Raw genomic sequence first — 23,301 nt, 5'->3', positions numbered from 1 at the left:
ATCAGCGGTTAGCCGGGCGCGCATTTTAGCCTGTCCGTATAGAGGTTCTTAGCATTTATTTCGCAATTAACCTTCGATTTGGCAATAACAAGATCAAAGGTCATAAAAAAGGAACGCCCCAAGTGCCTCATCAGTCACTAAGTAAGCGACTTGAAAACCCTGGGTGCCGTGCCCGGGAACCACTCAAGAGTCCCCGGCAAACCACGGGGTCAACCGAGGAGTTTACGACTGATGAGCAAGAAGCCTACGACCGACAAAAGCCAGATGGCCGGTACCGATACCCCGGATCGCGCCAACACCAACGCCAAACTCGACAGCCTGGAAAAGTTTCGCTCCGACGCCACCGGCCAGGCGCTGCGCACCAACCAGGGCGTGAAGATCGCCGACAACCAGAACACCCTCAAGGCCGGCCCGCGTGGGCCGTCGCTGCTGGAAGACTTCATCATGCGCGAAAAGATCACGCATTTTGACCATGAGCGGATCCCGGAACGTATCGTCCACGCACGCGGCACCGGGGCGCATGGCTTCTTTCAGGCCTACGAGAACCATTCGACGCTGACCAAGGCGGGTTTCCTACAGGATCCGGGCAAAAAGACGCCGGTGTTCGTGCGCTTTTCCACCGTGCAGGGCCCGCGTGGCTCCGGCGACACCGTGCGTGACGTGCGCGGTTTCGCGGTGAAGTTCTTCACTGATGAAGGCAACTTCGACCTGGTCGGCAACAACATGCCGGTGTTTTTCATTCAGGACGCGATCAAGTTTCCCGACTTCGTTCACGCGGTGAAACCCGAACCGCACAATGAAATCCCGACTGGCGGTTCGGCGCACGATACGTTCTGGGACTTCGTTTCATTGGTGCCGGAATCGGCGCACATGGTCATCTGGGCAATGTCCGACCGCGCGATCCCGAAAAGCCTGCGCAGTATGCAGGGCTTTGGCGTCCACACCTTCCGCCTGATCAATGCAGAGGGCAAATCGCGCTTCGTCAAATTCCACTGGCGCCCTACTGCCGGCACTTGCTCGCTGGTCTGGGACGAGGCGCAGAAGCTCGCCGGTAAAGACACCGACTACCACCGTCGCGACCTCTGGGAAGCGATCGAAATGGGCGACTACCCGGAATGGGAACTCGGCGTGCAGATCATCGAGGAGGAAAACGAGCACGACTTCGATTTCGACATCCTCGACCCGACCAAGCTGATCCCCGAAGAAATCGTGCCGATCACACCGCTCGGCAAGATGACGCTGAACCGTAACCCGGACAACTTCTTTGCCGAGACCGAGCAGGTCGCGTTCTGCCCTGGCCACATCGTGCCGGGCATCGATTTCTCCAACGATCCGTTGCTGCAAGGTCGGTTGTTTTCCTACACCGACACGCAGATCAGCCGACTCGGTGGGCCGAACTTTCATGAGTTGCCGATCAACCGCCCGGTGGCGCCGTTCCACAACGGTCAGCGCGATGCGCAGCACCGCACGGTGATCGACAAGGGCCGCGCCTCCTATGAGCCAAACTCGATTGATGGCGGCTGGCCGAAAGAAACGCCGCCAGCCGCGCAGGACGGTGGTTTCGAAAGTTATCCAGAGCGCATCGATGCGAACAAGATCCGCCAGCGCAGCGAGTCGTTCAGCGATCACTTCTCCCAGGCGACGTTGTTTTTCAACAGCATGAGCGATCACGAGAAGGAGCACATCATTGCCGCTTACAGCTTCGAGCTGGGCAAGGTTGAGCGCGAGTTCATCCGTGCGCGGGAGGTGAACGAAATTCTCGCCAACATCGATCTGGAACTGGCCAAGCGCGTGGCGGCTAATCTGGGTCTGCCCGCACCTACCAAAGGCACGGTGGATGCGCGCAAGGTGTCTTTCGATCACTCGCCATCATTGAGCCAGGCTAATTTGCTGCCAGAAAACATCAAAACCCGAAAAGTGGCGATTCTTGCTGCCAACGGCGTCGATGGTGCAGCGATTGATGCGATGAAGAAAGCTTTGGCCGCTGAAGGTGCGCATGCGAAATTGCTCGGCCCGACTTCGGCGCCGGTGAAGACCGCTGACGGCAAAAGTTTGCCAGTGGATGCTTCGATGGAAGGCATGCCATCAGTGATCTTCGACGCGGTGTTCGTGCCGGGTGGCGCGGCGTCGGTCAAGGCGTTGAGCGGCGACGGCGTGGCGTTGCATTACCTGCTGGAGGCTTACAAGCATTTGAAGGCGATTGCGTTGCAGGGTGATGCCAAGCAACTGCAGGATCTGCTGAAGCTGGAAGCGGATGCTGGATTGCTGCAGGGCAAGGATGTACCGGCGCTGACCAAGCCGTTTTTTGCGGCGATCGGGCAGCATCGGGTTTGGGCGCGGGAGCCTAAGGCGAAAGCCATTCCGGCTTAAAATCTTCGTTGGCTGAAAGGACGCTTTCGCGAGCAAGCTCGCTCCCACAAGGGATCTCTGGTGAACACAGATTTTGTGTCAAGCCGGAGATCAAATGTGGGAGCGAGCTTGCTCGCGAAGCTTTTAAGGTTTACGCGGACTCAAGACCATCTGCGCCGGTACTGTGCGCAGAGTTTGCTTCTCAATCTTCAGATCAAAATCCGGATTCAATTTCTTGACCCGCTTGGTCAGCAACGTCGCCAACCACGGATAGTCATTCGTGCGTGGCGCCTGAATGGTCACCCCACACTCATAATTCACCACATCAGCGGCGATCGCATCCAGTTGTCGGCGAAGTTTGCGGCTATCAGTGATATTCAACGCCACCGTAGTGCTCTCGGCAGTCGGATCGATCACCTTGGCTTTCGGCTTCGCTTCGGCTGCCAACAGCGCCGCTTCAGCCTTTTCCAGCTCAGCCTTGCGCGCTTCAGTGATGGCACCATTCACGCCACCGGTCAGCGCCGGTGCTTTCGGCATCAACGCACGGGCACGGCTCAGCGCCGTGGCGGCAGCATTCACATCACCCTTCTGCAGCACGATCTGGCTGCGACGCAGATACGCTTCGGCAAGCTGCCGCTGGTATTGCTCAAGGGATTGATCGTTGGGGGTTTCTTTCTGCAAAGCGGCCAACTGGTCTTCGGCAGTGGCCAGTTCGCTGCTGGCCAGGCTTTGCTCCAGCTGTGCGATGGCCGTAGCCCGCGCATCGGGGACTTCAGCCACCGGCGGCGTACTTTGGCAGGCGCCCAGCAGCACTGAAAATGCGACAAGGAGCAGATAACGGGAGGCGAACGGCTTCATTCCTGCGACTCTCTATTTGCGCAAAAAGCGGCCAAGTCTACACCCCGCGACGGGGCAGAACAAAACTCAGCAGAAACAGTGCGGCCGCCGTCACAACGATTGACGGCCCGGCCGGGGTGTCCTTGAACCACGACAACGCCAGCCCGCCACACACCGCGAGCATGCCCAGCAGGCTCGCGCCCAGTGCCATCTGCTCCGGCGAGCGGGCGTGACGCTGTGCCGCAGCTGCCGGGATGATCAACAGTGAAGTAATCAGCAACACACCGACGATTTTCATCGCCACCGCGATCACCACCGCAATCAACAGCATCAGCGCCATGCGCAGGCCCGCGACCGGCAGGCCTTCGACCTTGGCCAACTCTTCATGGACGGTGATCGCAAGCAAGGGCCGCCACAGTGTCACCAGCAAGACCAACACCGCCGCGCTGCCGCCGAGGATCCACGCCAGATCAGTCGGGCTGATCGCCAGCAGGTCGCCGAACAGATAGGCCATCAGGTCGATCCGCACTTCATGCATGAAGCTTAGTACCACCAGGCCGAGAGAGAGCGTGCTCGGTGCGAGAATTCCCAAAAGCGTGTCGGACGCCAGCGGTTGGCGCTGTTGCAGCGTGACCAGCAGCACCGCCAGCAACAGACAGCCTACGGTGACCGCAACGGTCGGGCTGACATCCAGCAAAAAGCCCAGCGCCACGCCGAGCAGCGCGGCGTGGGACAGGGTATCGCCGAAATAGGCCATGCGCCGCCAGACCACGAACGAACCCAGCGGACCTGCAACGATCGCCAGCGCCAGACCTGCAAGCAGGGCATACAACAGAAAATCAGCCATGCTTGCAGTTGTCTCCGTGAACGTGGGGTTGGCCAATAACCGGCCCTTTGACCACCGAACCGTGCAGGTCGTGAGCGTGGTCGTGATGGTGGTGATAGACCGCCAGGCTCTGCGCGTTCTTGCCGAACAGTTCGACAAACGCCGGATCGCCGCTGACCTGCTCGGGATGCCCGGAGCAGCAGACGTGACGGTTGAGGCAGACCACCTGGTCGGTGGTGCTCATCACCAGATGCAAATCGTGGGACACCATCAACACGCCGCAACCATGGCGATCGCGCAGACGGGTGATCAGGCTGTACAGCTCGGCCTGGCCGGCAACGTCGACGCCTTGTACCGGCTCATCGAGCACCAGCAGTTCCGGTTCACGCAGCAGCGCCCGCGCGAGCAGCACACGCTGCATTTCACCGCCGGAAACGCTTTGCACCGGGCTGTCGATAACGTGTTCGGCACCAACTTCTTTCAATGCGCCCAGCGCACGCGGACGATCAACACCCGGCACCAGCCGCAGAAAGCGCAGCACCGACAGCGGCAGGGTCGGATCGACGTGGAGTTTTTGCGGCATGTAGCCAACACGCAGTTTCGGCTTGCGCCAGACGCTGCCGCTGTCTGGTTTCAACAGCCCGAGCACGGCGCGCACCAGCGTGGTCTTGCCGGCGCCGTTGGGACCGATCAGGGTGACGATCTGCCCCGGCTCGACACTCAGCTCGATGTTGTCCAGCACGGTCTGCCCGGCAAATGTGACGGCGACCTGCTCCAGACGGATCAGCGCATTGCTCATCAAGCCCCCTGGCAACCGGAGCACAGGCCGACGACTTCGACGGTCTGCGCTTCGACAATGAAACCAACGTCTTTGGCGCTGTTGATGATCGCGTCGCTGATCACTTTTTGTTCAAGCTCGATGGCGGCGTGGCAATCGCGGCAGATCAGGAACTGGCCCTGATGCGCGTGTTCCGGATGCACGCAGCCGACAAAGGCGTTGAGCGAGGAGATGCGGTGCACCAGGCCGTTTTCCAGAAGGAAATCCAGCGCACGGTACACGGTCGGCGGCGCGGCGCGGCGGCCGTCCTGCTCGCTCAACACGGCAAGAATGTCGTAGGCGCCCAGCGGTTTGTGGCTCTGCCACACCAATTCCAGCACCCGGCGGCGCAACGCGGTCAGGCGCAAGCCTTTCTGGGCGCACAAGGTATCGGCCTCGGACAAAGCGCTGTGCACGCAATGTGAGTGGTCGTGGGGACGGCTGGCAATCGGTGTAATAGGCATGGGCGGCGACGAGTTTTGATAGAGACGTTATTATGTTACCCGTTCTCGCCTCCTTGAGTGGTCATCGTGTCCCGACTTTTTTCTGTTTTTGTGGCTTTTGTCGCCAGTTTCCTGCTGATCGGTTCGGCTCAGGCCGAGGTCAAAGTCCTCACCAGCATCAAACCGTTGCAGCTGATTGCAGCGGCCGTGCAGGACGGCGTGGCGATTCCCGAAGTGCTGCTGCCGCCGGGCGCGTCGCCACACAATTACGCCCTGCGCCCATCCGACGTACGGAAGGTGCAATCGGTGGATCTGCTCTACTGGATCGGCCCGGACATGGAAGGTTTCCTGCCGCGCGTGCTGAACGGTCGTACGCTGCCGAGCGTCGCCGTGCAGGATTTGCCGGGGATGAAGCTGCGGCGTTTTGCTGAAGACAGCCATTCCCACGCCGAAGAGGCTGACGAGTATGATCACGATCATCGTCCGGGCACGCTGGATGCGCATTTGTGGCTATCGCCGGTGAATGCGCGGGTGATTGCCGACAAGATGGCCGCTGACTTGAGCACCGCAGACCCGGCGAATGCCGAGCGCTATCAGAGCAACGCCAAGGCGTTTGATGAGCGTCTGGATGCGCTGGATCAGCGTTTGAAGAAGCGTCTGGCCAGTGTTGAAGGCAAGCCGTACTTCGTCTTCCACGAGGCGTTTGATTACTTTGAAGAAGCTTATGGCCTGAAGCATGCCGGTGTGTTCAGCGTGGCCGCCGAAGTGCAGCCCGGTGCGCAGCATGTTGCGGCGATGCGCAAGCGATTGCAGGAAGTGGGCAAGACTTGTGTGTTCAGTGAGCCGCCATTGCGGCCGCGTCTGGCGGAGACGCTGGTGGCGGGTTTGCCGGTGAAACTGGCTGAGCTGGATGCGTTGGGCGGGTACACCCCGGCAACGGCTCAGGGCTATGAGCAGGTGTTGGAGAAGTTGGGTAACGATTTGGCGGGATGCCTGGAATCGTTGTAACAACTCAATAAATGTGGGAGCGGCCTGCTCGCGAAAGCGGTGTGTCAGTCAATATAGAGACTGAATGTACCGACGTCTTCGCGAGCAGGCTCGCTCCCACATTAGATTTGTGCCCGGCCCAGAACCAATGTGGGAGCGAGCCTGCTCCGGGCGGCGTTCCGACGAAGCTTTTAAAGGGCGAAAGGCAACGGTGTACTGACCTGCTGCCGCTGCGCCAAGCGCTGCTCAAACTCCTGCGGATCGTGAATCAACACGTCCTGCCCGGCGAACTGCTCCGCCGCGATCAACCGCGACAGCCAGAACCGCACACACGCCACGCGCAGCATGGTCGGCCACAACTCAGCCTCCGCCGCCGTAAACGGTCGCAACGCCGCATAGGCGCCGAGAAACGCGCGGGCACGCGGGCCATCAATCAAACCTTCCTCGTCCGAACACCAGTCATTCAAGGCAATCGCCACGTCGTACAGCATCGGCCCTGAGCAGGCGTTGTAGAAGTCGATCAGCCCGGTCAGGTGCGTGCCTTCGAACATCGCGTTGTCGCGAAACAGATCCGCATGAATGTTCGCCCGAGGCAGCGCAAGAATCTTGTCTTTGCGCTCGGTGATTTCATCCAGCGCCTTTTGCAGCAAGGCACGCGGTTCATCGCTCAGGTGCGAAAGAAACTCCTTGCCCTCCTCCAGCATCCAGTCGAGGCCACGATCGGTCTTGCGCTTGATCATGCGCTCGCCCTGGGTCGCCAGGTGCAGATGCGCCTGCAACTCGCCGACCTGCGCGCAATGCTGGGCATTGGCGACCTTGATGTGCTTGCCGGACAGGCGCGGTTGCAACAGTGCCGGCTTGCCTTTCAGCTCACGCAACGCCACGCCGTCGGTGGTGCGCAGTGCGTAAGGCACCGGCAAGTCGGCTTCATGCAACACGTCGAGCAGGTCGATGAAGAACGGCATCTCCTGCACCGGGCCGCGCTCGACCAGGGTCAGGACGAATTCGCCCTGCTCCAGGCTTATAAAGAAATTGGTGTTTTCGCTGCCGGCGGCGATCCCCTGGAAATCAAGCAGACGGCCAAGCCCGTAAGGGGCGAGAAAGGTTTCCAGCTCGGGCCGAGCCAGGGGAGTGAACACAGACATGGTTAAAAACTGCTCAGTTCAGGCGTCGCGGTCAGGCGACGCCGATTAAAAGTCGGGAAACTTACTTCCAGGTAAAGATTTCCCACGACGGAATCAGCATATCCGGCTGGTCGGAGCGAATGTAGTTCGCGTCCGTGCCATCGGCGCGCACCAGGAAATACGGTTTGCCACCCTTTGGCGTGACCTTGATCGCATAGACGAAGCCACTGCGACTGTATTCCTGGATGACCTTGTCGCCTTCCGTGTGCGTGTTGATCGTAACTTCCGGCTCCGAGGCAGGCGCATCATCCGCCGCCATCGCGGCCATAGGTGAGACAGCAATCAGACCGACCAGCAGCAAGCGATTTAACGTACGCATGATAACCTTGTCCCTTTGTCGTCAACGGTCCCGCTATTCTAGCGCCGGACCCGCCGAAAAGGTTGATCCTGCTCATGAGCCAAGCCCCCCTCGTCCTGGTGGACGGTTCGTCTTACCTGTACCGCGCGTTTCACGCATTGCCACCACTGACCACCTCCAAAGGCCTGCCGACCGGTGCGGTCAAAGGCGTGCTGAACATGCTCAAGAGTCTGCGCAAGCAGTACCCGGACAGCCCGTTCGCCGTGGTGTTCGACGCCAAGGGTGGGACATTTCGCGATGAGATGTACGCCGAATACAAAGCCAATCGCCCAAGCATGCCCGACGACATGCGCGTGCAGATCGAGCCGCTGCACCAGAGCGTGATCGCTCTTGGTTTCCCGCTGCTGTGCGTGGAAGGCGTCGAGGCCGACGACGTCATCGGCACCCTCGCCCGCAGCAGCGCGGCGGCGGATCGCCCGGTGGTTATCTCCACCGGCGACAAGGACATGGCGCAACTGGTCGACGGCCACATTACCTTGGTCAACACCATGTCCGGTAGCTCGATGGACGTGGAAGGCGTTAAGGAGAAATTTGGCGTCGCACCGGAGCAGATCATCGATTATCTGGCGCTGATGGGCGATTCGTCCGACAACATTCCGGGCGTTCCGGGCATCGGCCCGAAAACTGCCTCCGGCCTGTTGGTCGGGGTCAATGGCGGGCTCACCGAGCTGTACGCCAATCTCGACATCGTCCCGACCCTGCCGATTCGCGGCGCGAAAACCCTGCCGGCCAAGCTCGAAGAGCACAAGGAGATGGCGTTCCTCTCCTATCAACTGGCGACCATCAAAGTCGACGTGCCGCTGGACGTCGAACTCGACGACCTGCAAATGGGCGCGGAAGACTCGGCCAAGCTCTACGAGTTGTACTCGCTGCTCGAATTCAAAAGCTGGATCAATGATCTGGATCGCGACGCCAAACGTCTGGAACTGAGCGCAGCCAGCGAGCCTGCGCCGGCCGGCGATCTGTTCAGCGCGCCAGCAGAAGAAGCGCCCGCCGCTCCCGCTGAGGCTGCCTACGAAACCATCCTCGATCAGGCACGTTTCGACGTCTGGCTGGAAAAACTGAAGAACGCCAAACTGTTCGCCTTCGATACTGAAACCACCGGCATCGACGCACAGCAGGCGCAACTGGTCGGTCTATCGTTCGCCGTGCAGGCCAACGAAGCCGCGTACATCCCGCTGACCCACTCCTACATCGGCGTGCCGGAACAGCTGGATCGCGACACCGTACTGCGCGCGCTCAAACCGATTCTCGAAGACCCGAGCAAGCTCAAGGTCGGCCAGCACGCCAAGTTCGACATGAATATTCTGGCCAACTGCGCCATCGGCGGTGACCAGAACCAAGGCATCAACGTGCGCGGTATCGCCTTCGACACGATGCTTGAGTCCTACGTGCTCAACTCCACCGCCACCCGCCACGACATGGACAGCCTCGCGCAGAAGTACCTGGATCACACCACCGTGAGTTTCCAGGACATCGCCGGCAAAGGCGCCAAGCAGCTGACCTTCGACCAGATCGCACTGGAGCAGGCCGGGCCGTACGCCGCCGAAGACGCCGACATCACCCTGCGTCTGCACCAGACTTTGTTTGAAAAGCTCAGCGCCATCCCGAGCCTGGCCAGCGTGCTGACCGACATCGAAATCCCGCTGGTGCCGGTGCTGGCGCGTATCGAACGCCAAGGCGCGTTTGTCGACGCTGAGCTGCTCGGCATCCAGAGCATCGAGTTGGGCAACAAAATGGTCGCGCTGGAGCGCGAAGCGTTCGAGATCGCCGGGGAAGAATTCAATCTTGGCTCGCCGAAGCAACTGGGCGTGATTCTCTACGAGAAACTCGGCCTGCCAGTGCTGAAGAAGACCGCCAAAGGTCAGCCGTCCACTGCTGAAGAAGTGTTGGCGAAACTCGCCGAAGACGATCACCGCTTGCCGAAAGTGCTGATGGAGCACCGTTCGATGAGCAAGCTGAAAAGCACCTACACCGATCGCCTGCCGGAGCAGATCAACCCGCGCACCGGGCGTATTCACACCTCGTATCATCAGGCTGTAGCGTCGACCGGGCGTTTGTCCTCCAGCGATCCGAACCTGCAGAACATCCCGGTGCGTACCGCTGAAGGCCGGCGCATCCGTCAGGCCTTCGTCGCGCCGAAAGGCTACAAACTGCTGGCGGCGGACTATTCGCAGATCGAACTGCGGATCATGGCGCACCTGTCCAAGGACGAAGGCCTGATGAACGCCTTCCGCAACAATCTGGACGTGCACACCGCGACCGCAGCCGAAGTGTTCAAGGTCGAGCTCAACGAAGTGACCTCCGACCAGCGCCGTGGCGCCAAGGCGATCAACTTCGGCCTGATCTACGGCATGGGCGCGCAGAAGCTCGGCAAGGACATCGGCGTCGACACCAAGACCGCCAAGGCTTACATCGACACCTACTTCGCCCGCTATCCAGGCGTGCGTGAGTACATGGATCGCACCCGCGCGCAGGCGGCGGATCAGGGTTATGTAGAGACGTTCTTCGGTCGTCGTCTGTATTTGCCAGAGATCAACTCGAACAAACCGCAAGAACGCGCTGCCGCTGAGCGCACGGCGATCAACGCGCCGATGCAAGGCACGGCTGCGGACATCATCAAGAAAGCCATGGTGGCGGTGGATAACTGGCTGGCGACGTCGGGGCTGGACGCCAAAGTCATCCTGCAGGTGCACGATGAACTGGTGCTGGAGGTTCGCGAGGATCTGGTCGACCAGGTCAGCGCCGAGATTCGCGTGCACATGAGCGAAGCGGCGAAGCTGGATGTACCGCTGCTGGTCGAAGTGGGTGTGGGCAACAATTGGGATGAGGCTCACTGAGCCATTTGATCTCGGTCTGCCGCGACCTGTTGTCGCGGCAACGCCGGTAAAACCTGCTTATTTCGAAAAGCGCTTGGGATTATTCCAAAGCTTTTTGAAAAAATTCTGAACTAATCTGGAAGGACACTACTCAGAGATACTGAATGGCTGGTGAAGCCCTTCGATGCTCCTATGTTGTGTTAAGTGTTGGCAGATATCTGAACCCCGCCCTAGCGGTTCGGAACTTAAACCCCGGAATTTCTCCCTCCCCAATGAAATCCGGGGCTTTTTTTGCCCAAAAATTGGCTGTAGCGCGGCCATGCTGCGTTAAAGGCGCTACTCAAAATGCTCATTTAGGTCCCCTAAACTCCGCTTTTTAGCTGTGCTTTCGCCTTGCCTGAGCGCACCACAGCCAATTTTCTAATCCCTGTTTACTCAGCCGCCTCGGCACCCTTATCAGCCAGTTCCATCCAGCCGGCCAGTACAGTGTAGGCCTCTTCCAGGCCCATGCGTTTTGGCGCCGAGAACAGCTGGATGGTGACCAGGTCGCCCCAACCCTTGCGGATTTCCGACTGCACTTTGAGCAGGGTGTTCTTGGCTGCGCCGTAGGTGAGCTTGTCGGCCTTGGTCAGCAGGATGTGCATCGGCATGCCGGCCGCAACGGCCCAGTCGAGCATCAGCAAGTCGAAGTCGGTCATTGGATGACGGATGTCCATCATCAAAATCAAACCCTTCAAACTCTCACGGCCACCGAGGTAAGCCTCAAGGTGACGCTGCCAGTGCATCTTCAGCGGGATCGGTACTTTTGCGTAACCGTAGCCCGGCAGGTCGACCAGACGACGATCTTCGTCTAGCTTGAAGAAGTTCAACAGCTGTGTGCGACCCGGGGTTTTCGAGGTACGCGCCAGACTGGCGTGAGTCAAAGTGTTCAGTGCGCTGGATTTGCCGGCGTTGGAACGACCGGCAAACGCCACTTCGAAGCCTTCGTCGTCAGGGCATTGATCGACTTTGGCGGCACTGAGCATGAATGTGGACTGTTGGCACAGGCCGAGGATGGGATTCTTGAGTTGCATGGGATTTCCGATGTGGGCGGCGCCGGGATTGGGCGCGGAACGCGGTGTCGCTTCCGTTTCAGTGACGCCAGTATATAATGCCGCAGATTTTGTGTGTGCTTTGTCCCAGCGTAGGATGAAGTTCACGAGAGCGACAGACCTTGATTGCGCATTAGAACGCAGAACGCTCTCAACCCTGAAAAGGTCGTTTTATGACGAAATGGCTGCTGGCTGCCGGAGTCTTGATGCCGCTTTACAGCGCACAGGCTACACAGGATCCGGAAGCTGTGTACAACCGTGTTTGTGGTGCCTGTCATTCCGGCCAACTACCCATGGCGCCCGAAAGAGGCGATCAGGAAGCTTGGACGCCGAGGTTGGCGAAAGGTATGGGGACGCTGGTGCAACACGTGACCCAGGGTTTCAAGGCGATGCCGCCGCGTGGTTTGTGCATGGACTGCAGTGCCGAGGATTACCAAGCCATCATCCTGTGGATGAGCGAGTAAACCCGGTCCATAACTTAACCCTTAGCCGTAGTTGGATTAGCTGATGAACAAATTGATCGTGAGTCTGCTGTTGACCGTGGGAATCTCAGGCTTCGCCCATGCTGCCGGTGATGCCGCAGCAGGCCAGGCAAAAGCCGCCGTATGTGGAGCCTGCCATGGCCCGGACGGCAACAGCATGGCGCCAAACTTTCCGAAACTGGCCGGTCAAGGTGAACGCTACCTGACCAAGCAACTGCACGACATCAAGTCGGGCAAGCGCACCGTTCTGGAAATGACCGGGCTGCTGACCAACCTGAGCGATCAGGACCTGGCCGACATCGCCGCCTACTTCGCCAGCCAGAAAGGCAGCGTCGGCGCCGCCGATCCGAAGATCGTCGCGCGCGGTGAAGCGCTGTTCCGTGGCGGCAACCTCGCCAAGGGCCTGCCAGCCTGCACCGGTTGCCACTCGCCGAACGGCGCCGGCAACGCCGCTGCCGGTTTCCCACACCTGGGTGGCCAACACGCTCAATACATCGCCAAGCAACTGACCGATTTCCGCAAGGAAGAAGGCGGCCGCAACAACGACGGCGACACCATGACCATGCAGACCATCGCCAAGCGCCTGAGCGACGAAGACATCGCAGCGGTCTCCAGCTACATTCAGGGTCTGCACTAAGGCCTACGGATCGAGCACCGCAGGCGATGGACATCTCCTGCAACGTTAACGCCCGATTAATCCGTCGCAGCAAGTATAAAAAGGGTGGCTTTGGCCGCCCTTTTTTGTGGCCGCTACCGTTACACTACAGAACTCATGCCCGCCAGGATCTGTCTGAAAACAGGTCGCGCGAGGCGACCAAAATTGTCCAGGAGTAAAGCATGCGTAATCTGATCATCAGCGCCGCTCTCGTCGCTGCCAGCCTGTTCGGCGTGACCGCTCAAGCCGCCGAAGCACCTGCCGCCCCTTACGTGGAACTGGCCAACCCGGTGCCGGTTGCAGAGCCTGGCAAGATCGAAGTGGTCGAGCTGTTCTGGTACGGCTGCCCGCACTGCTACGCCTTCGAGCCGGTGATCAATCCTTGGGTTGAAAAACTGCCCTCCGACGTCAACTTCGTGCGCATCCCGGCCATGTTCGGCGGCCCGTGGGACGCTCACGGTCAAATGTTCCTGACCCTGGAAGCGATGGGTGTCGAGCACAAGGTTCACAACGCCGTGTTCAACGCAATCCAGAAAGAACACAAGAAGCTGACCGACAAGAACGACATGGCTGACTTCCTCGCCACCCAAGGCGTGGACAAGGACAAGTTCCTCGCCACCTTCGACTCGTTCGCCATCAAAGGTCAGATCGTAAAAGCTCGCGAACTGGCCAAGAAGTACGAAATCACTGGCGTGCCAACCATGATCGTCAACGGCAAGTACCGCTTTGACATCGGCTCTGCCGGTGGCGCCGAGCAGGCACTGAAACTGGCTGACGACTTGGTCGCCAAAGAGCGAGCGGCAACCAAGGCTGCTGCCAACTAAGCGCGGCAACCGCCATGCGCCGCTGGAAGTCTGAACGCATCGTTGGCCTGCATGATCCGCAGGTCAACGAGCATCACCTGGAGTCCACGGGCCTGCCCGCAGACCAGCGTTTGCGTCTGCTCAGTTTCAATATCCAGGTCGGCATCAGCACCGAGCGCTATCGGCATTACCTGACCCGTAGCTGGCAGCACCTGCTGCCGCACACCGGCCGCTCAGGCAATCTGCAAAAGATCGGTGACTTGCTGGGCGACTTCGATCTGGTCGCTCTGCAGGAAGCCGATGGCGGCAGCCTGCGTTCGGGCTACGTCAATCAGGTCGAACATCTGGCGCAACTCGGCGCCTTTCCCTACTGGTATCAACAACTCAATCGCAACCTCGGCCGACTCGCTCAGCACAGCAATGGCGTGCTCAGTCGTCTGAAACCGTCGGCGATTGAAGATCACCCGCTGCCCGGCCCGAAAGGTCGTGGAGCGATTCTGCTGCGTTTCGGCGAAGGCCCGGAAGCGCTGGTGGTGGTGATGATGCACCTGGCCCTTGGCGCGCGAACCCGCAGCCTGCAACTGGCCTATATTCGTGAGCTGATCGGTGGCTATAAACACCAAGTGTTGATGGGTGACATGAACACCCACGCCAGCGATCTGCTACAACATTCTCCGTTACGCGATCTCGGCCTGCTGGCCCCGCAGGTGGAAGCGACTTTCCCCAGCTGGCGCCCACAGCGTTGCCTTGATCATATTTTGCTCAGCCCGACCCTGACCCTGGAAAAGGTCGAAGTGCTGGCACAACCGATTTCCGATCACCTGCCGGTCGCGGTAGAGATTCGTCTGCCGGGTTCGCTCACGGCCGATGCATTGCCCGCGTTGAGTCCTGCCCCTCGCGGAACCCCTGAATGAGCGACGACGCCCAGCGCTGGAAAGAGAAGTACCTCAAAAGCATCGAACAACAGGACAAACTTGAACGCCGCTGGGCCGCCAGGCTCGATTTGCTGCGTCGCGGTCTGGTGCGCAGCACATTGGCGGCTGAAGGCACCGACAAGGCCGTTGATCAATGCATGAAAGAGATGCGCGACGTGGTGCGCACCGATGACATGGACGCCGGCCTCGCCGCCTTGCTGCCGCGTCTGGAAAAAGCCGTGCTCGATTCCGAGCAGCGTCGCGAAACCCGCATCGATCAGGTCAGCACCGCGCTGACGTCGCTAGTCACCCAGTTGCAGGCGTTGCCGCTGCCGCGTGAAGTCGCTCAGCCACTGAAGAAGTTCGCCAAACAGCTGGACAGCCGCGTCGGGTCTGCGCGGGAAATGCCATTGCTGCTGAGTGAACTCAGCGGCTTGCAGGGCAAGGCGTTGAGTCAGCTGGAAACGCCCGCAGAGCCGGGTCGCCCGGGTCTGCTGCAACGGCTGTTTGGTAGCCGCGACAGCGAAGAAGCGCCAGCGACAGAATCACCCGCGCCGCTGCAAGCCACGCCGCCGCAACCGCTTGCCCCATCGGCGCCCGAACCAGAAGCCGCACAGCCCGCCCCTGTCGCGGCGATCGAAGCCGTGACGGCAGCGCCTGCCATAGAAGCACCTGCAACTGCCGAAACAACGACGCCAGCCACCCCGGCTCAATTGGCACCGGAACCGGCAGAAGTGTTTACCTTTGTGCCACCGAAGGTCGTCAGCACAGTCGGCAACCCTCCGCTCGAACCGCAGGCTGAGCACTTCGAGCCCGAGCCTGTTTTCGCCGCAGTTCCAGCTCAGACGCCCATCGCGCCTGCCGCCATCAATCCTGATGAACTGATCCACCCCGGCGATCCGACACCGCTGATCCTCGACAGCCTGCCGCTGCCCGGGCCAATTGCCCAAGCGCTGGCCGCCATCGACCCGGAGCAGCCCGAGCACGACATCCTGTTCGCCCTGCCGGACACCCCCGAGCCATCCTATAGCTCCGTGGCCAAACACATCGAAGACACCCTGATCGGGCTGCTCGACGACCTGACCCTGCCGGAACGTCACCGTCCACAAGCCGAAGCCATGCGTGAAAGGTTGAAACATGGCTTGAACTGGTACGAACTGATCCCGATCCTCGACGATCTTACGACGTTGATGCTGGCGATTACCGACAGCGGCCAGCACGAATTCGAAGCCTACCTGCAACAGCTCAACGAGCGCCTCGAAGCGTTCCAGAGCAATCTGCAAGCCGCCAGCGAAGGGCATGCCGACAACAGCTCGGCGGCGCGGGCCATGGACACGCAGATCCGCGAGCAAGTCGACGGCCTGCAGACCAGCGTGCAGGAAGCGGCGGATCTGGAAGACCTCAAGCACGTGTTGGAGAACCATCTCGAAGGCCTGCTCGGCACCATGGACCAGCACCAGAAGCAGCGCGATGCCCGCGAACAGGAAGTCGCCACGCGACTGAAAAGCCTGTCCGAACGCGTGGCGCATATGGAGCAGGAAGCCCAGGGTTTCCGCGAACATCTTGAAGTACAAAGGCAGAAAGCCTTGATCGATCCGCTCACCGGCCTGCCCAATCGCGCCGCATGGAGCGAACGCCTCGAGCACGAGATCAAGCAGTGGCAGCAGCACGGCAACACCTTGAGCCTGGCCATGCTCGACCTCGATCACTTCAAACGCATCAACGACAACTACGGCCATTTGGCCGGCGACAAGGTGCTGAAGATCATTGCCACCGTGTTGCGCAAACGCCTGCGCGGCTCGGACTTCATTGCCCGTTTCGGCGGGGAAGAGTTCGTTCTGTTGATGCCGGCAACGCCGCCGGCAGTCGGCGCCAAACTGTTGGAAACCCTGCGCGCAGCGATCGAAGCCTGCCCTTTCCACTTCAAGGGCGAGCGCGTGACGATCACCATTTCCATGGGACTGGCAACATTCCGCGCTGGAGAACACAGCGATCTGGTGCTGAAAAGAGCCGATCAGGCGCTTTACCGCGCTAAAAATGCAGGACGCAACCGGGTCGAGCTGGGCTGAGCAAATTGTTCCATTTTGTTTAAATCCGCCCGCTGACCGTCGAGACGCAAGGCAGTACGTTACACTGTTGCATTACTGTCTTGCGTGTACTGCCTTCTGCCATGAAATTCTTTGCCCTCCTCGCGTCGCTGCTCGTTCTGGCCGGTTGTGCCAGCGGCCCGCGTTATGACACCAGCCATCCTTCGGCCAATTACGACAGCCGTATCCAGTTCGTGATCGTCCATTACACCTCGACATCGCTGGAGCGCTCGCTGCAATTGCTGACCCATGGCGAAGTCAGCAGCCATTACCTGATCGGCGACGACAAGAGCGGCACTGTCTACAAGCTGATGGATGAAAACCAGCGCGCCTGGCACGCCGGCGAAAGCCAATGGCAAGGCCGCACCTGGCTCAACTCCAGCTCGATCGGCATCGAAATCGTCAATCCGGGCTTCAAGGACACGCCGACCGGGCGGCTGTGGTATCCGTACAGCGAAGCGCAGATTCAATCATTGATCGTCCTGCTCAAAGACATCAGCAAACGCAATGGCATCAGCCCGCGACACATCATCGGCCATAGCGACATCGCGCCGCTGCGCAAACTCGATCCGGGGCCGTTGTTCCCCTGGAAGCGTCTCGCCGCTGAAGGCCTTGGCGTATGGCCGAACGAACAGGCGGTTGCGCGTCAGCAAATGCTGTTCAACAGCAGCGAACTGCCGAGCATCAGCTGGTTCCAGGCACAACTGGCGCACTTGGGGTATGACACGCCGCAAACCGGCGAACTGGACGTTGCGACGCGCCACGTCCTCGCAGCCTTCCAGATGCACTTCCGGCCTTCGCGCTTCGACGGCACGCCGGATGCGCAAACGGCAGCGTTGCTGCTGGTCCTCAATCAGACAAAATAATGACGCCCGCCCGACGGTCAGGGCGAAATCGCAATCAGCAGCTATAACTCATTGGTAATTCTTCGGATATTCCATGATGGTTGCTACCCGAGAGACACTGCGTAGCTGGTTTTATCGCCCGTGGTTTTTGGCGATGATCGCGGCTGTCCTCAGTGCCTGCCTGCTGATCGCCGGCGGAATGTTCGTGGCAATGCGACAGGTCGAGCAAAGCGAAAGTCAGGAAATGAACGCGCAAGGCGAACGTTTCCTCGCCCGCCTCGAACAATTGTTCGGCCAGTTGCGCGAAAGTCTCGACGATCTCGAAGCGCAGCCATTGCGCAGTTGTGACGATGAAATGATCGCGACCCTGCAGCAAGTCACCTTCAACTATCGCTTCGTCTACGAAGCGGCTTACATGGATGCCTCACGGATCTGCTCCAACCGCCCACGTCAGGAAGGCGTGTCGGTAGTACGAGCGCCGGATATCAGAGGGCCGACTTACAGCTATTGGCTCAATACCACCACCGAACCCGATGAAAACCGCGCCGCGCTGATGCTCGGACGCGGTAATTTTCGTGTGGCCACGTCACGCGGTCATCTGACCGACATGGTCGATCTGTCGCCCGGCAGCAGCCTGCTGGTGGTACTCGATCACGGCACCCGGGCGATCCCGGTGCTCGGCACGGCGCAGGCCTGGCCACCGACCGAACATTGGCCACCGAAAAGTCGCGAGTCGTTACAGGTCACTCCGACTCGGCTGATCTACCGCATGCCTACCGACAACCCGGAATATCAACTGGTGCTGATCACGCCGCGCACTGGCATGCACATCCCTGCAATCTGGTGGTGGATGGTTCCGGCCTGTCTATTGCTCGGCGCATTCGTAGGGTTCTTTGTGTTCTTGCTGGTGCGCCAGCGCCAATCGCTGGACGCCGAACTTAATGGCGCCATTCGTCGGGGCGAGTTGCAGGTGCTCTATCAGCCGATCTTCGACCTCGACAGCCGCAACTGCGTCGGCGCCGAAGCCCTGCTGCGCTGGCGCCGCCCCGACGGCACACTGACCAGCCCGGACCTGTTCATCCCCATGGCGGAAAACACCGGGCAGATTCGCCAGATGACCGACTTTGTCCTCCAGCGTTTGCTGGAACAACTGGGTCCGGTGCTGCGGGCCAATCCGCAACTGTATATCTCGGTCAACCTCGCCGCCTGCGATGTGATGGTGCCGCGCATCGGCCTGGTCATGGCGCGGCTGCTCACACTGCATCGGGTGGCCGCGCGGCAGATTGCCTTCGAGGTCACCGAACGTGGCTTGATTGACGTGGTGGTGGCGCGGGAAAACCTGCAAGCCTTGCGCGATGTCGGCCATCAGGTATTGATCGACGATTTCGGCACCGGCTATTGCAGCCTCGCCTACTTGCAAACCCTACCGGTCGATTGCCTGAAGATCGACAAGGCCTTTATCGATGCGTTGGGCCATGACGCCGCCAGCAGCGGCGTCGCTCCGCACATCATTCACATGGCCCAAGCGCTGGATCTGAAGGTGATTGCCGAAGGCATCGAACTGGAATCACAGGCTGAACTGCTCAGCAGTGAAGGGGTGAAATTCGGTCAAGGCTGGTTGTTCGCCCATGCGCTGAGCGCGGTGCAGTTCATCGAACTGATCACCCGTGGCCGACGCCTCGCGGGAAGGCGTATGGACGACGAAGCCTAAACGGCGAGCGCCATATAGAACTGCGTGCCCTGCCCCGGCCGCGAGTAAACGCCCATGCGTCCGCCATGCAACTGGACGATTTCCTTGCACAGCGCCAGACCAAGCCCGGCGCCGCCCTTTTTGCGACCGACCTGCACGAACGGCTCGAAGATCCGTCCTTGCTGGCCGTAGGCAATGCCTTCGCCGTTGTCCTCGACGCTGATGATCACTCGCTCGCCATGTCGTCGCGCCTGCAAACGGATCTGACCGTCGCGGGCGGTATGGCGCAGGGCGTTGTCGATGAGGTTGTCGAGTACGCGATCGAGTTGCGCCTGATCGGCCTGCAAACGTGGCAGCGGCGCCTGTACTTCGACATTCAGGGCGATGCCCTTGGCCGCCGCCGAGTCGGCAAAACGCAATTGCGCCTGCTCCAGCAAATCTTCGATGGAGCACGGCGCCAGTGTGAGTTTCTGCAGGCCATTCTGATAACGCGAGAAGTTGAGCAAGTCATTGATCAACTGCATCAGACGCTGCATTTCCTCGTTCACGGTGTCGAGCAGATCAGCCTCGCGGGACTCCGCTGGAAACTTCGCCCGCTCGCGGAACAAACCGAACGCCATGTGCATGCCGGTGACCGGCGTACGCAGTTCGTGGGAGGCGCGCAAGACGAATTCACTGCGCACCCGCTCGAAGGCGCGCTGCTCGGTGACATCGTGCAGCACCATCACCGCGCCGAGAATATGCCCTTGGGTGTGACTGACCGGGGTCAGGCTGTAGGTCAGCAGGCGTGATTCGCCGTCGACCTCGATGCTCAAATCTTCCGGCGCCCGCTCCAGCGTGCCGCCGCGCAGCACCAGTTGCAGCTGTGCATCCAGCTCTGGGCGTTCCAGCGCCGTGCCCAGCCCCTGGCCAAGACGATCATCGTCCCAGCCCAATTGGCGCTGAGCCACTGGATTGAGGTGCTCCAGATTTCCCTGACGGTCGATCATCAGCAAGCCGTCATCGATGCTGTCGAGCACCGCTTGCAAGCGTTGCTGGCCGGCGAGCAATTCATCGACGTTGGTCGCCTGATGCTCGCGCAGTGCCTCAGCCATCAGGCCGAAGCGTTTGGTCAGCTGATTCATTTCCATCGCTGACGAAATCGGCAGGGTCACTTCAAAATTGCCTTGGCCGATATTGTCCGCCGCTTTCGCCAGCGCCTCGATCGGCGCGCCAAAACGCCTGGCAATGCCGTGGGCCGTGATGAAACCGATGATCAGCACCGCCAACCCGACAAATCCCAGCAGACCGGCAATCAACAAGGCACGGTCACGCGCCTCACGCTGTACCGCGTTGATGTTGTCCAGTGCATGCTTGTGTTCGGTGATCAGTCCGTTGCGCAACGTGTTGAAGCGCTCCCGGAATTCGGCGCTGCTACTCATCGAGCTGGCCGGGTCACGGGACAAATCGAAAGCTTCGAGGAAACTCAGATAATCCGCTTTTGCCCGACTGAAGCCGTAGAGCCGACCATCGCCCTCTTGCTCTTGGGCGATGCCCTGGTCCAGCAATTCGAAGTAATGCTGTTTTGACGCTTCGAACGCCACGGGATCAGGCTTTTCCGCGAGCATGATGATCAGTTGATCACCCAGCGTCTGGCGCAACTTGAGCCCCAGATCCAGAGTGACGAAGTTACTGCGCACCAACGCTTCTTGAGTGCCGGCCATCTGCATCACGCTGACCAGCCCGAGCAACAGCCCGAGCAAGGCCACGGTGATCAGCGCGGAAATGCTCAAGAACAAACGGGTCCGCAACTTCATCGCCAGTTTCATCGCCGGACACTCACAGGTTGTACTGCTTGCGCTTGCGGTACAGGGTCGAAGCGTCGATGCCGAGGGTTTTTGCCGCTTGATCCAGGGTGCCGGCAGTAGCGAGTACCGCACCGATGTGGGCCTTTTCCAACTCGTCGAGACTCAACGCCGCACCGACGCGAGGAGCGTTGTTGGCCGGTTGCTCGGCCATGCCGAGGTGGCTGATTTCCACGCGTTCCTGCGGGCAGATGATGCTCGCCCGCTCGACCACGTTACGCAGCTCACGAATGTTGCCCGGCCAGCGGTAGCCCAGCAGCGCCTCGCGAGCCTCGTCGCTGAAGCCCCGTGCCGGACGTGCGTACTCTTTGACGAAACGGGCGAGGAAGCGATCGGCCAAGGTCAGAATGTCCTCGGCACGCTCGCGCAGTGGCGGCAGGTGCAGGGTGATGACGTTCAGGCGATAGAGCAGGTCTTCACGGAAACGCCCGTCACGGACCATGTCTTCGAGATTGAGATTGGTCGCCGCTAGAATGCGCACGTCGGCCCGGCGGGTGACCGGATCCCCTACCCGCTCGTATTCCTTGTCCTGAATGAAACGCAGCAATTTGGGTTGTAATGTCAGGGGAAAATCGCCGATCTCGTCGAGAAACAGCGTGCCGCCGTCCGCCTGATTGACTCGCCCCAAGGTGCTTTCGCTGACCCCGGTAAACGCACCGCGACTGTGACCGAACAGCTCGCTCTCCATCAATTCCGCCGTCAGCGACGGGCAGTTGATGGTCACGCAGGATTTCTTCTCGCGTTTGCTCCAGCCATGAATCGCTCGGGCCAGCTCACCTTTACCGGTACCGGACTCGCCGAGGATAAGAATGTTGGCGTCAGTGCTGGCAACCTGGCGGGCCGTTTCCAGGACAACTTTCATCGCCGGGCTGTGGGAATCGAGGCCATCCTTCGGTTTGCGGATCTCGCCTTCCAGCGCTTCGAGGCGCGCCGACAGTTGGCGCACTTCCAGTTGCTTGGCGGTGGCCAGACGCAACTGATCCGGGCTGCACGGTTTAACCAGATAGTCGGCGGCGCCGGCCTGGATCGCATCCACGGCAGTGTCGACGGCCGAATGCGCAGTGACGATCACCACACGCATCCATGGCGCCTGAATGCGCATCTGCGCCAGCACGTCGAGACCGTTGTCTTCGCCCAAGCGTAAATCAAGGAAGCACAGGTCGAAGACCTGACGTTGCAACAAGGCGTCAGCCTGGGCCGCGCTGTTGGCTGTGGCGACCGTATAGCCTTCATCTTCGAGGCAATAACGGAAAGTACGCAGGATGGCGGATTCGTCGTCCACCAGCAGAATGCGGCCTTGATGCTCAGTGGCAGATTCCATTTTTCCTACGCTCCATAGTGATTGGTCTTGGGTTAGTCCCGGAAAAATCGGGCAAGTTGCATGGTTGATTCTGAACGATGCCAGCCATAGGAGGGTAGCTCTCTCCTGCCTTTACGGCCAATACGTTGATTTTGTTGGTTTTTTAAACAAATACCGATTTGCAGGGAATTCCCTGCGTACTTTTCTGACATCTGCGCCCCGCTCTCAATTCCATAAGAATGAAATCTCCTACGAAAAAATCGTGCATTGCGCACGATCCCAGATGACCCATCGTGCAGGATGCGTCGCAAACGATTTTCTGCATACGCATAACTTATTGATTTTATTGGATATTTTTCAATTAAAAAACTGGCATGCAGGCTGCAATACCTTACTCAGCCCGGGCAGAAATGAACTGCCCCAACCAAATAAGAGTGAGGAACCCAGGATGACTCGCCAACGTGCCGCCCAAGTGCGTATCTCGCCACTGCACATCCAGCAAGGTCTGTTTGGCGTATTGGCGCTGTTGATCACCCTGATCGCTTGCCAGCAATACCTGCGCTGGGAATACAGCCAGCAGGCTGAGCCGCTGATTTCGATCCAGCACAACACGCAAACGCACTTCAGCGCCGTAAGCAGCAGCCAGGCCGAAAGCGCCTCGATGCGCATGATGGACGTCGATCAGGCGCAGCCACTGGATCAACTGCCACGTGAAGAGCGTTGGGTTTTCTAAAGAGCAAACGAATTCGGGCGCACAGCGCCGGAACACGTAACACCCCTAAATAGAGAAGTAAGGAGAATCACCATGTTGAGCTGGGCAATTACATTCTTGATCATTGCCATCATCGCCGCAGTACTGGGCTTCGGTGGTATCGCGGGCACCGCCACGGGTATCGCCAAGATTCTCTTTGTCGTGTTCCTGGTGATGTTCATCGCTTCCTTCTTCTTTGGCCGTCGCGGCCGAGGTTAA

Annotated in this window: 21 protein-coding genes; 12 read left to right on the top strand and 9 right to left on the bottom strand. The window is 59.7% G+C overall.

Annotated elements, in window-relative coordinates; all coding sequences use genetic code 11:
• Positions 1–228 precede the first annotated feature (228 nt).
• Complete coding sequence (gene katE / locus VY732_RS00330; RefSeq protein ID WP_331695904.1) at positions 229–2,370, top strand: catalase HPII; 2,142 nt, start codon at positions 229–231, stop codon at positions 2,368–2,370.
• A 123-nt stretch (positions 2,371–2,493) separates the two neighbouring features.
• Here the strand turns inward: katE and VY732_RS00325 are convergent, their stop codons facing one another.
• The 4 genes from VY732_RS00325 to VY732_RS00310 are packed head-to-tail and all read right to left on the bottom strand — an operon-like array spanning position 2,494 to position 5,293.
• A complete protein-coding gene (locus VY732_RS00325; protein ID WP_331693328.1) occupies positions 2,494–3,207 on the bottom strand; it encodes a PA5502 family lipoprotein in 714 nt (237 codons plus the stop codon).
• Between the two features lie 37 nt (positions 3,208–3,244).
• Positions 3,245–4,033: a zinc ABC transporter permease subunit ZnuB gene (znuB, locus tag VY732_RS00320; protein WP_007911758.1), complete on the bottom strand. Its 789-nt coding sequence runs from the start codon at positions 4,031–4,033 to the stop codon at positions 3,245–3,247.
• Positions 4,026–4,811: a zinc ABC transporter ATP-binding protein ZnuC gene (gene znuC, locus VY732_RS00315; protein ID WP_137218420.1), complete on the bottom strand. Its 786-nt coding sequence runs from the start codon at positions 4,809–4,811 to the stop codon at positions 4,026–4,028. The genes znuB and znuC overlap by 8 nt, the downstream gene beginning before the upstream one ends.
• The gene (locus VY732_RS00310; protein ID WP_007911760.1) at positions 4,811–5,293 is read right to left on the bottom strand and encodes a Fur family transcriptional regulator; all 483 of its coding nucleotides are present in this window, start codon (positions 5,291–5,293) and stop codon (positions 4,811–4,813) included. Before VY732_RS00310 ends, znuC begins: the two co-directional genes overlap by 1 nt.
• Positions 5,294–5,359: 66 nt before the next feature.
• Between VY732_RS00310 and VY732_RS00305 the strand changes: the two genes are divergently transcribed.
• Positions 5,360–6,280 carry a zinc ABC transporter substrate-binding protein gene (locus VY732_RS00305; RefSeq protein WP_331693326.1) on the top strand — a complete coding sequence of 307 codons (921 nt, stop codon included), beginning with the start codon at positions 5,360–5,362 and terminating at the stop codon, positions 6,278–6,280.
• Positions 6,281–6,450: 170 nt separating this feature from the next.
• Here VY732_RS00305 and VY732_RS00300 read toward each other — a convergent pair whose 3' ends face one another.
• Both VY732_RS00300 and VY732_RS00295 read right to left on the bottom strand, forming a co-directional pair.
• The gene (locus tag VY732_RS00300; protein ID WP_331693325.1) at positions 6,451–7,404 is read right to left on the bottom strand and encodes a homoserine kinase; all 954 of its coding nucleotides are present in this window, start codon (positions 7,402–7,404) and stop codon (positions 6,451–6,453) included.
• Positions 7,405–7,465: 61 nt separating this feature from the next.
• Positions 7,466–7,762: a DUF2782 domain-containing protein gene (locus VY732_RS00295; protein ID WP_077575200.1), complete on the bottom strand. Its 297-nt coding sequence runs from the start codon at positions 7,760–7,762 to the stop codon at positions 7,466–7,468.
• Between the two features lie 74 nt (positions 7,763–7,836).
• Here VY732_RS00295 and polA point away from each other — a divergent pair, with 74 nt between their 5' ends.
• Positions 7,837–10,641, top strand: a complete 2,805-nt coding sequence (polA, locus tag VY732_RS00290) for a DNA polymerase I (protein WP_331693322.1) — start codon at positions 7,837–7,839, stop codon at positions 10,639–10,641.
• 410 nt (positions 10,642–11,051) lie between these two features.
• On the opposite strand, the gene yihA is transcribed toward polA, so the two are convergent.
• Positions 11,052–11,693: a ribosome biogenesis GTP-binding protein YihA/YsxC gene (gene yihA / locus VY732_RS00285; protein WP_007911767.1), complete on the bottom strand. Its 642-nt coding sequence runs from the start codon at positions 11,691–11,693 to the stop codon at positions 11,052–11,054.
• A 191-nt stretch (positions 11,694–11,884) separates the two neighbouring features.
• Between yihA and VY732_RS00280 the strand changes: the two genes are divergently transcribed.
• The 7 genes from VY732_RS00280 (at position 11,885) to VY732_RS00250 (ending at position 19,208) form a co-directional block, all read left to right on the top strand.
• Positions 11,885–12,175 carry a c-type cytochrome gene (locus VY732_RS00280; RefSeq protein ID WP_016986444.1) on the top strand — a complete coding sequence of 97 codons (291 nt, stop codon included), beginning with the start codon at positions 11,885–11,887 and terminating at the stop codon, positions 12,173–12,175.
• A 43-nt stretch (positions 12,176–12,218) separates the two neighbouring features.
• The gene (locus VY732_RS00275; RefSeq protein WP_016986443.1) at positions 12,219–12,830 is read left to right on the top strand and encodes a c-type cytochrome; all 612 of its coding nucleotides are present in this window, start codon (positions 12,219–12,221) and stop codon (positions 12,828–12,830) included.
• Between the two features lie 200 nt (positions 12,831–13,030).
• The gene (locus tag VY732_RS00270; protein ID WP_137218424.1) at positions 13,031–13,672 is read left to right on the top strand and encodes a thiol:disulfide interchange protein DsbA/DsbL; all 642 of its coding nucleotides are present in this window, start codon (positions 13,031–13,033) and stop codon (positions 13,670–13,672) included.
• A gap of 14 nt (positions 13,673–13,686) precedes the next feature.
• Positions 13,687–14,565: an endonuclease/exonuclease/phosphatase family protein gene (locus tag VY732_RS00265; RefSeq protein ID WP_038364999.1), complete on the top strand. Its 879-nt coding sequence runs from the start codon at positions 13,687–13,689 to the stop codon at positions 14,563–14,565.
• A complete protein-coding gene (locus VY732_RS00260; RefSeq protein ID WP_331693318.1) occupies positions 14,562–16,634 on the top strand; it encodes a GGDEF domain-containing protein in 2,073 nt (690 codons plus the stop codon). The genes VY732_RS00265 and VY732_RS00260 overlap by 4 nt, the downstream gene beginning before the upstream one ends.
• 101 nt (positions 16,635–16,735) lie before the next feature.
• Positions 16,736–17,518 carry an N-acetylmuramoyl-L-alanine amidase gene (locus VY732_RS00255; protein ID WP_331693316.1) on the top strand — a complete coding sequence of 261 codons (783 nt, stop codon included), beginning with the start codon at positions 16,736–16,738 and terminating at the stop codon, positions 17,516–17,518.
• 76 nt (positions 17,519–17,594) lie between these two features.
• Positions 17,595–19,208, top strand: a complete 1,614-nt coding sequence (locus tag VY732_RS00250; protein WP_177412536.1) for an EAL domain-containing protein — start codon at positions 17,595–17,597, stop codon at positions 19,206–19,208.
• Here VY732_RS00250 and VY732_RS00245 read toward each other — a convergent pair.
• Positions 19,205–20,995 (bottom strand): ATP-binding protein, encoded by a 1,791-nt coding sequence (locus VY732_RS00245; RefSeq protein WP_077575193.1) that lies wholly within the window; start codon positions 20,993–20,995, stop codon positions 19,205–19,207. The two genes, VY732_RS00250 and VY732_RS00245, sit on opposite strands and share 4 nt — an antisense overlap.
• Positions 20,996–21,005: 10 nt before the next feature.
• Positions 21,006–22,352, bottom strand: a complete 1,347-nt coding sequence (gene algB, locus VY732_RS00240) for a sigma-54-dependent response regulator transcription factor AlgB (RefSeq protein ID WP_331693315.1) — start codon at positions 22,350–22,352, stop codon at positions 21,006–21,008.
• 427 nt (positions 22,353–22,779) lie between these two features.
• On the opposite strand from algB, the gene VY732_RS00235 reads away from it, so the two are divergent.
• Positions 22,780–23,064 carry a hypothetical protein gene (locus VY732_RS00235; protein ID WP_137218429.1) on the top strand — a complete coding sequence of 95 codons (285 nt, stop codon included), beginning with the start codon at positions 22,780–22,782 and terminating at the stop codon, positions 23,062–23,064.
• A 72-nt stretch (positions 23,065–23,136) separates the two neighbouring features.
• Complete coding sequence (locus VY732_RS00230) at positions 23,137–23,301, top strand: DUF1328 domain-containing protein (protein WP_003177151.1); 165 nt, start codon at positions 23,137–23,139, stop codon at positions 23,299–23,301.

The organism is Pseudomonas sp. ZY71, from assembly GCF_036542145.1.
GTDB lineage: Bacteria > Pseudomonadota > Gammaproteobacteria > Pseudomonadales > Pseudomonadaceae > Aquipseudomonas > Aquipseudomonas koreensis_A.
This window is presented reverse-complemented; position numbering and strand designations above follow the sequence as displayed.

What these genes read in the sequence shown, in the direction of transcription:
- VY732_RS00325 (WP_331693328.1), bottom strand. Translation starts at nt 3,207, where the DNA reads ATGAAGCCGTTCGCCTCCCGTTATCTGCTCCTTGTCGCATTTTCAGTG.
- znuB (WP_007911758.1), bottom strand. Translation starts at nt 4,033, where the DNA reads ATGGCTGATTTTCTGTTGTATGCCCTGCTTGCAGGTCTGGCGCTGGCG.
- znuC (WP_137218420.1), bottom strand. Translation starts at nt 4,811, where the DNA reads ATGAGCAATGCGCTGATCCGTCTGGAGCAGGTCGCCGTCACATTTGCC.
- VY732_RS00310 (WP_007911760.1), bottom strand. Translation starts at nt 5,293, where the DNA reads ATGCCTATTACACCGATTGCCAGCCGTCCCCACGACCACTCACATTGC.
- VY732_RS00300 (WP_331693325.1), bottom strand. Translation starts at nt 7,404, where the DNA reads ATGTCTGTGTTCACTCCCCTGGCTCGGCCCGAGCTGGAAACCTTTCTC.
- VY732_RS00295 (WP_077575200.1), bottom strand. Translation starts at nt 7,762, where the DNA reads ATGCGTACGTTAAATCGCTTGCTGCTGGTCGGTCTGATTGCTGTCTCA.
- polA (WP_331693322.1), top strand. Translation starts at nt 7,837, where the DNA reads ATGAGCCAAGCCCCCCTCGTCCTGGTGGACGGTTCGTCTTACCTGTAC.
- yihA (WP_007911767.1), bottom strand. Translation starts at nt 11,693, where the DNA reads ATGCAACTCAAGAATCCCATCCTCGGCCTGTGCCAACAGTCCACATTC.
- VY732_RS00280 (WP_016986444.1), top strand. Translation starts at nt 11,885, where the DNA reads ATGACGAAATGGCTGCTGGCTGCCGGAGTCTTGATGCCGCTTTACAGC.
- VY732_RS00275 (WP_016986443.1), top strand. Translation starts at nt 12,219, where the DNA reads ATGAACAAATTGATCGTGAGTCTGCTGTTGACCGTGGGAATCTCAGGC.
- VY732_RS00270 (WP_137218424.1), top strand. Translation starts at nt 13,031, where the DNA reads ATGCGTAATCTGATCATCAGCGCCGCTCTCGTCGCTGCCAGCCTGTTC.
- VY732_RS00265 (WP_038364999.1), top strand. Translation starts at nt 13,687, where the DNA reads ATGCGCCGCTGGAAGTCTGAACGCATCGTTGGCCTGCATGATCCGCAG.
- VY732_RS00260 (WP_331693318.1), top strand. Translation starts at nt 14,562, where the DNA reads ATGAGCGACGACGCCCAGCGCTGGAAAGAGAAGTACCTCAAAAGCATC.
- VY732_RS00255 (WP_331693316.1), top strand. Translation starts at nt 16,736, where the DNA reads ATGAAATTCTTTGCCCTCCTCGCGTCGCTGCTCGTTCTGGCCGGTTGT.
- VY732_RS00250 (WP_177412536.1), top strand. Translation starts at nt 17,595, where the DNA reads ATGGTTGCTACCCGAGAGACACTGCGTAGCTGGTTTTATCGCCCGTGG.
- VY732_RS00245 (WP_077575193.1), bottom strand. Translation starts at nt 20,995, where the DNA reads ATGAAACTGGCGATGAAGTTGCGGACCCGTTTGTTCTTGAGCATTTCC.
- algB (WP_331693315.1), bottom strand. Translation starts at nt 22,352, where the DNA reads ATGGAATCTGCCACTGAGCATCAAGGCCGCATTCTGCTGGTGGACGAC.
- VY732_RS00235 (WP_137218429.1), top strand. Translation starts at nt 22,780, where the DNA reads ATGACTCGCCAACGTGCCGCCCAAGTGCGTATCTCGCCACTGCACATC.
- VY732_RS00230 (WP_003177151.1), top strand. Translation starts at nt 23,137, where the DNA reads ATGTTGAGCTGGGCAATTACATTCTTGATCATTGCCATCATCGCCGCA.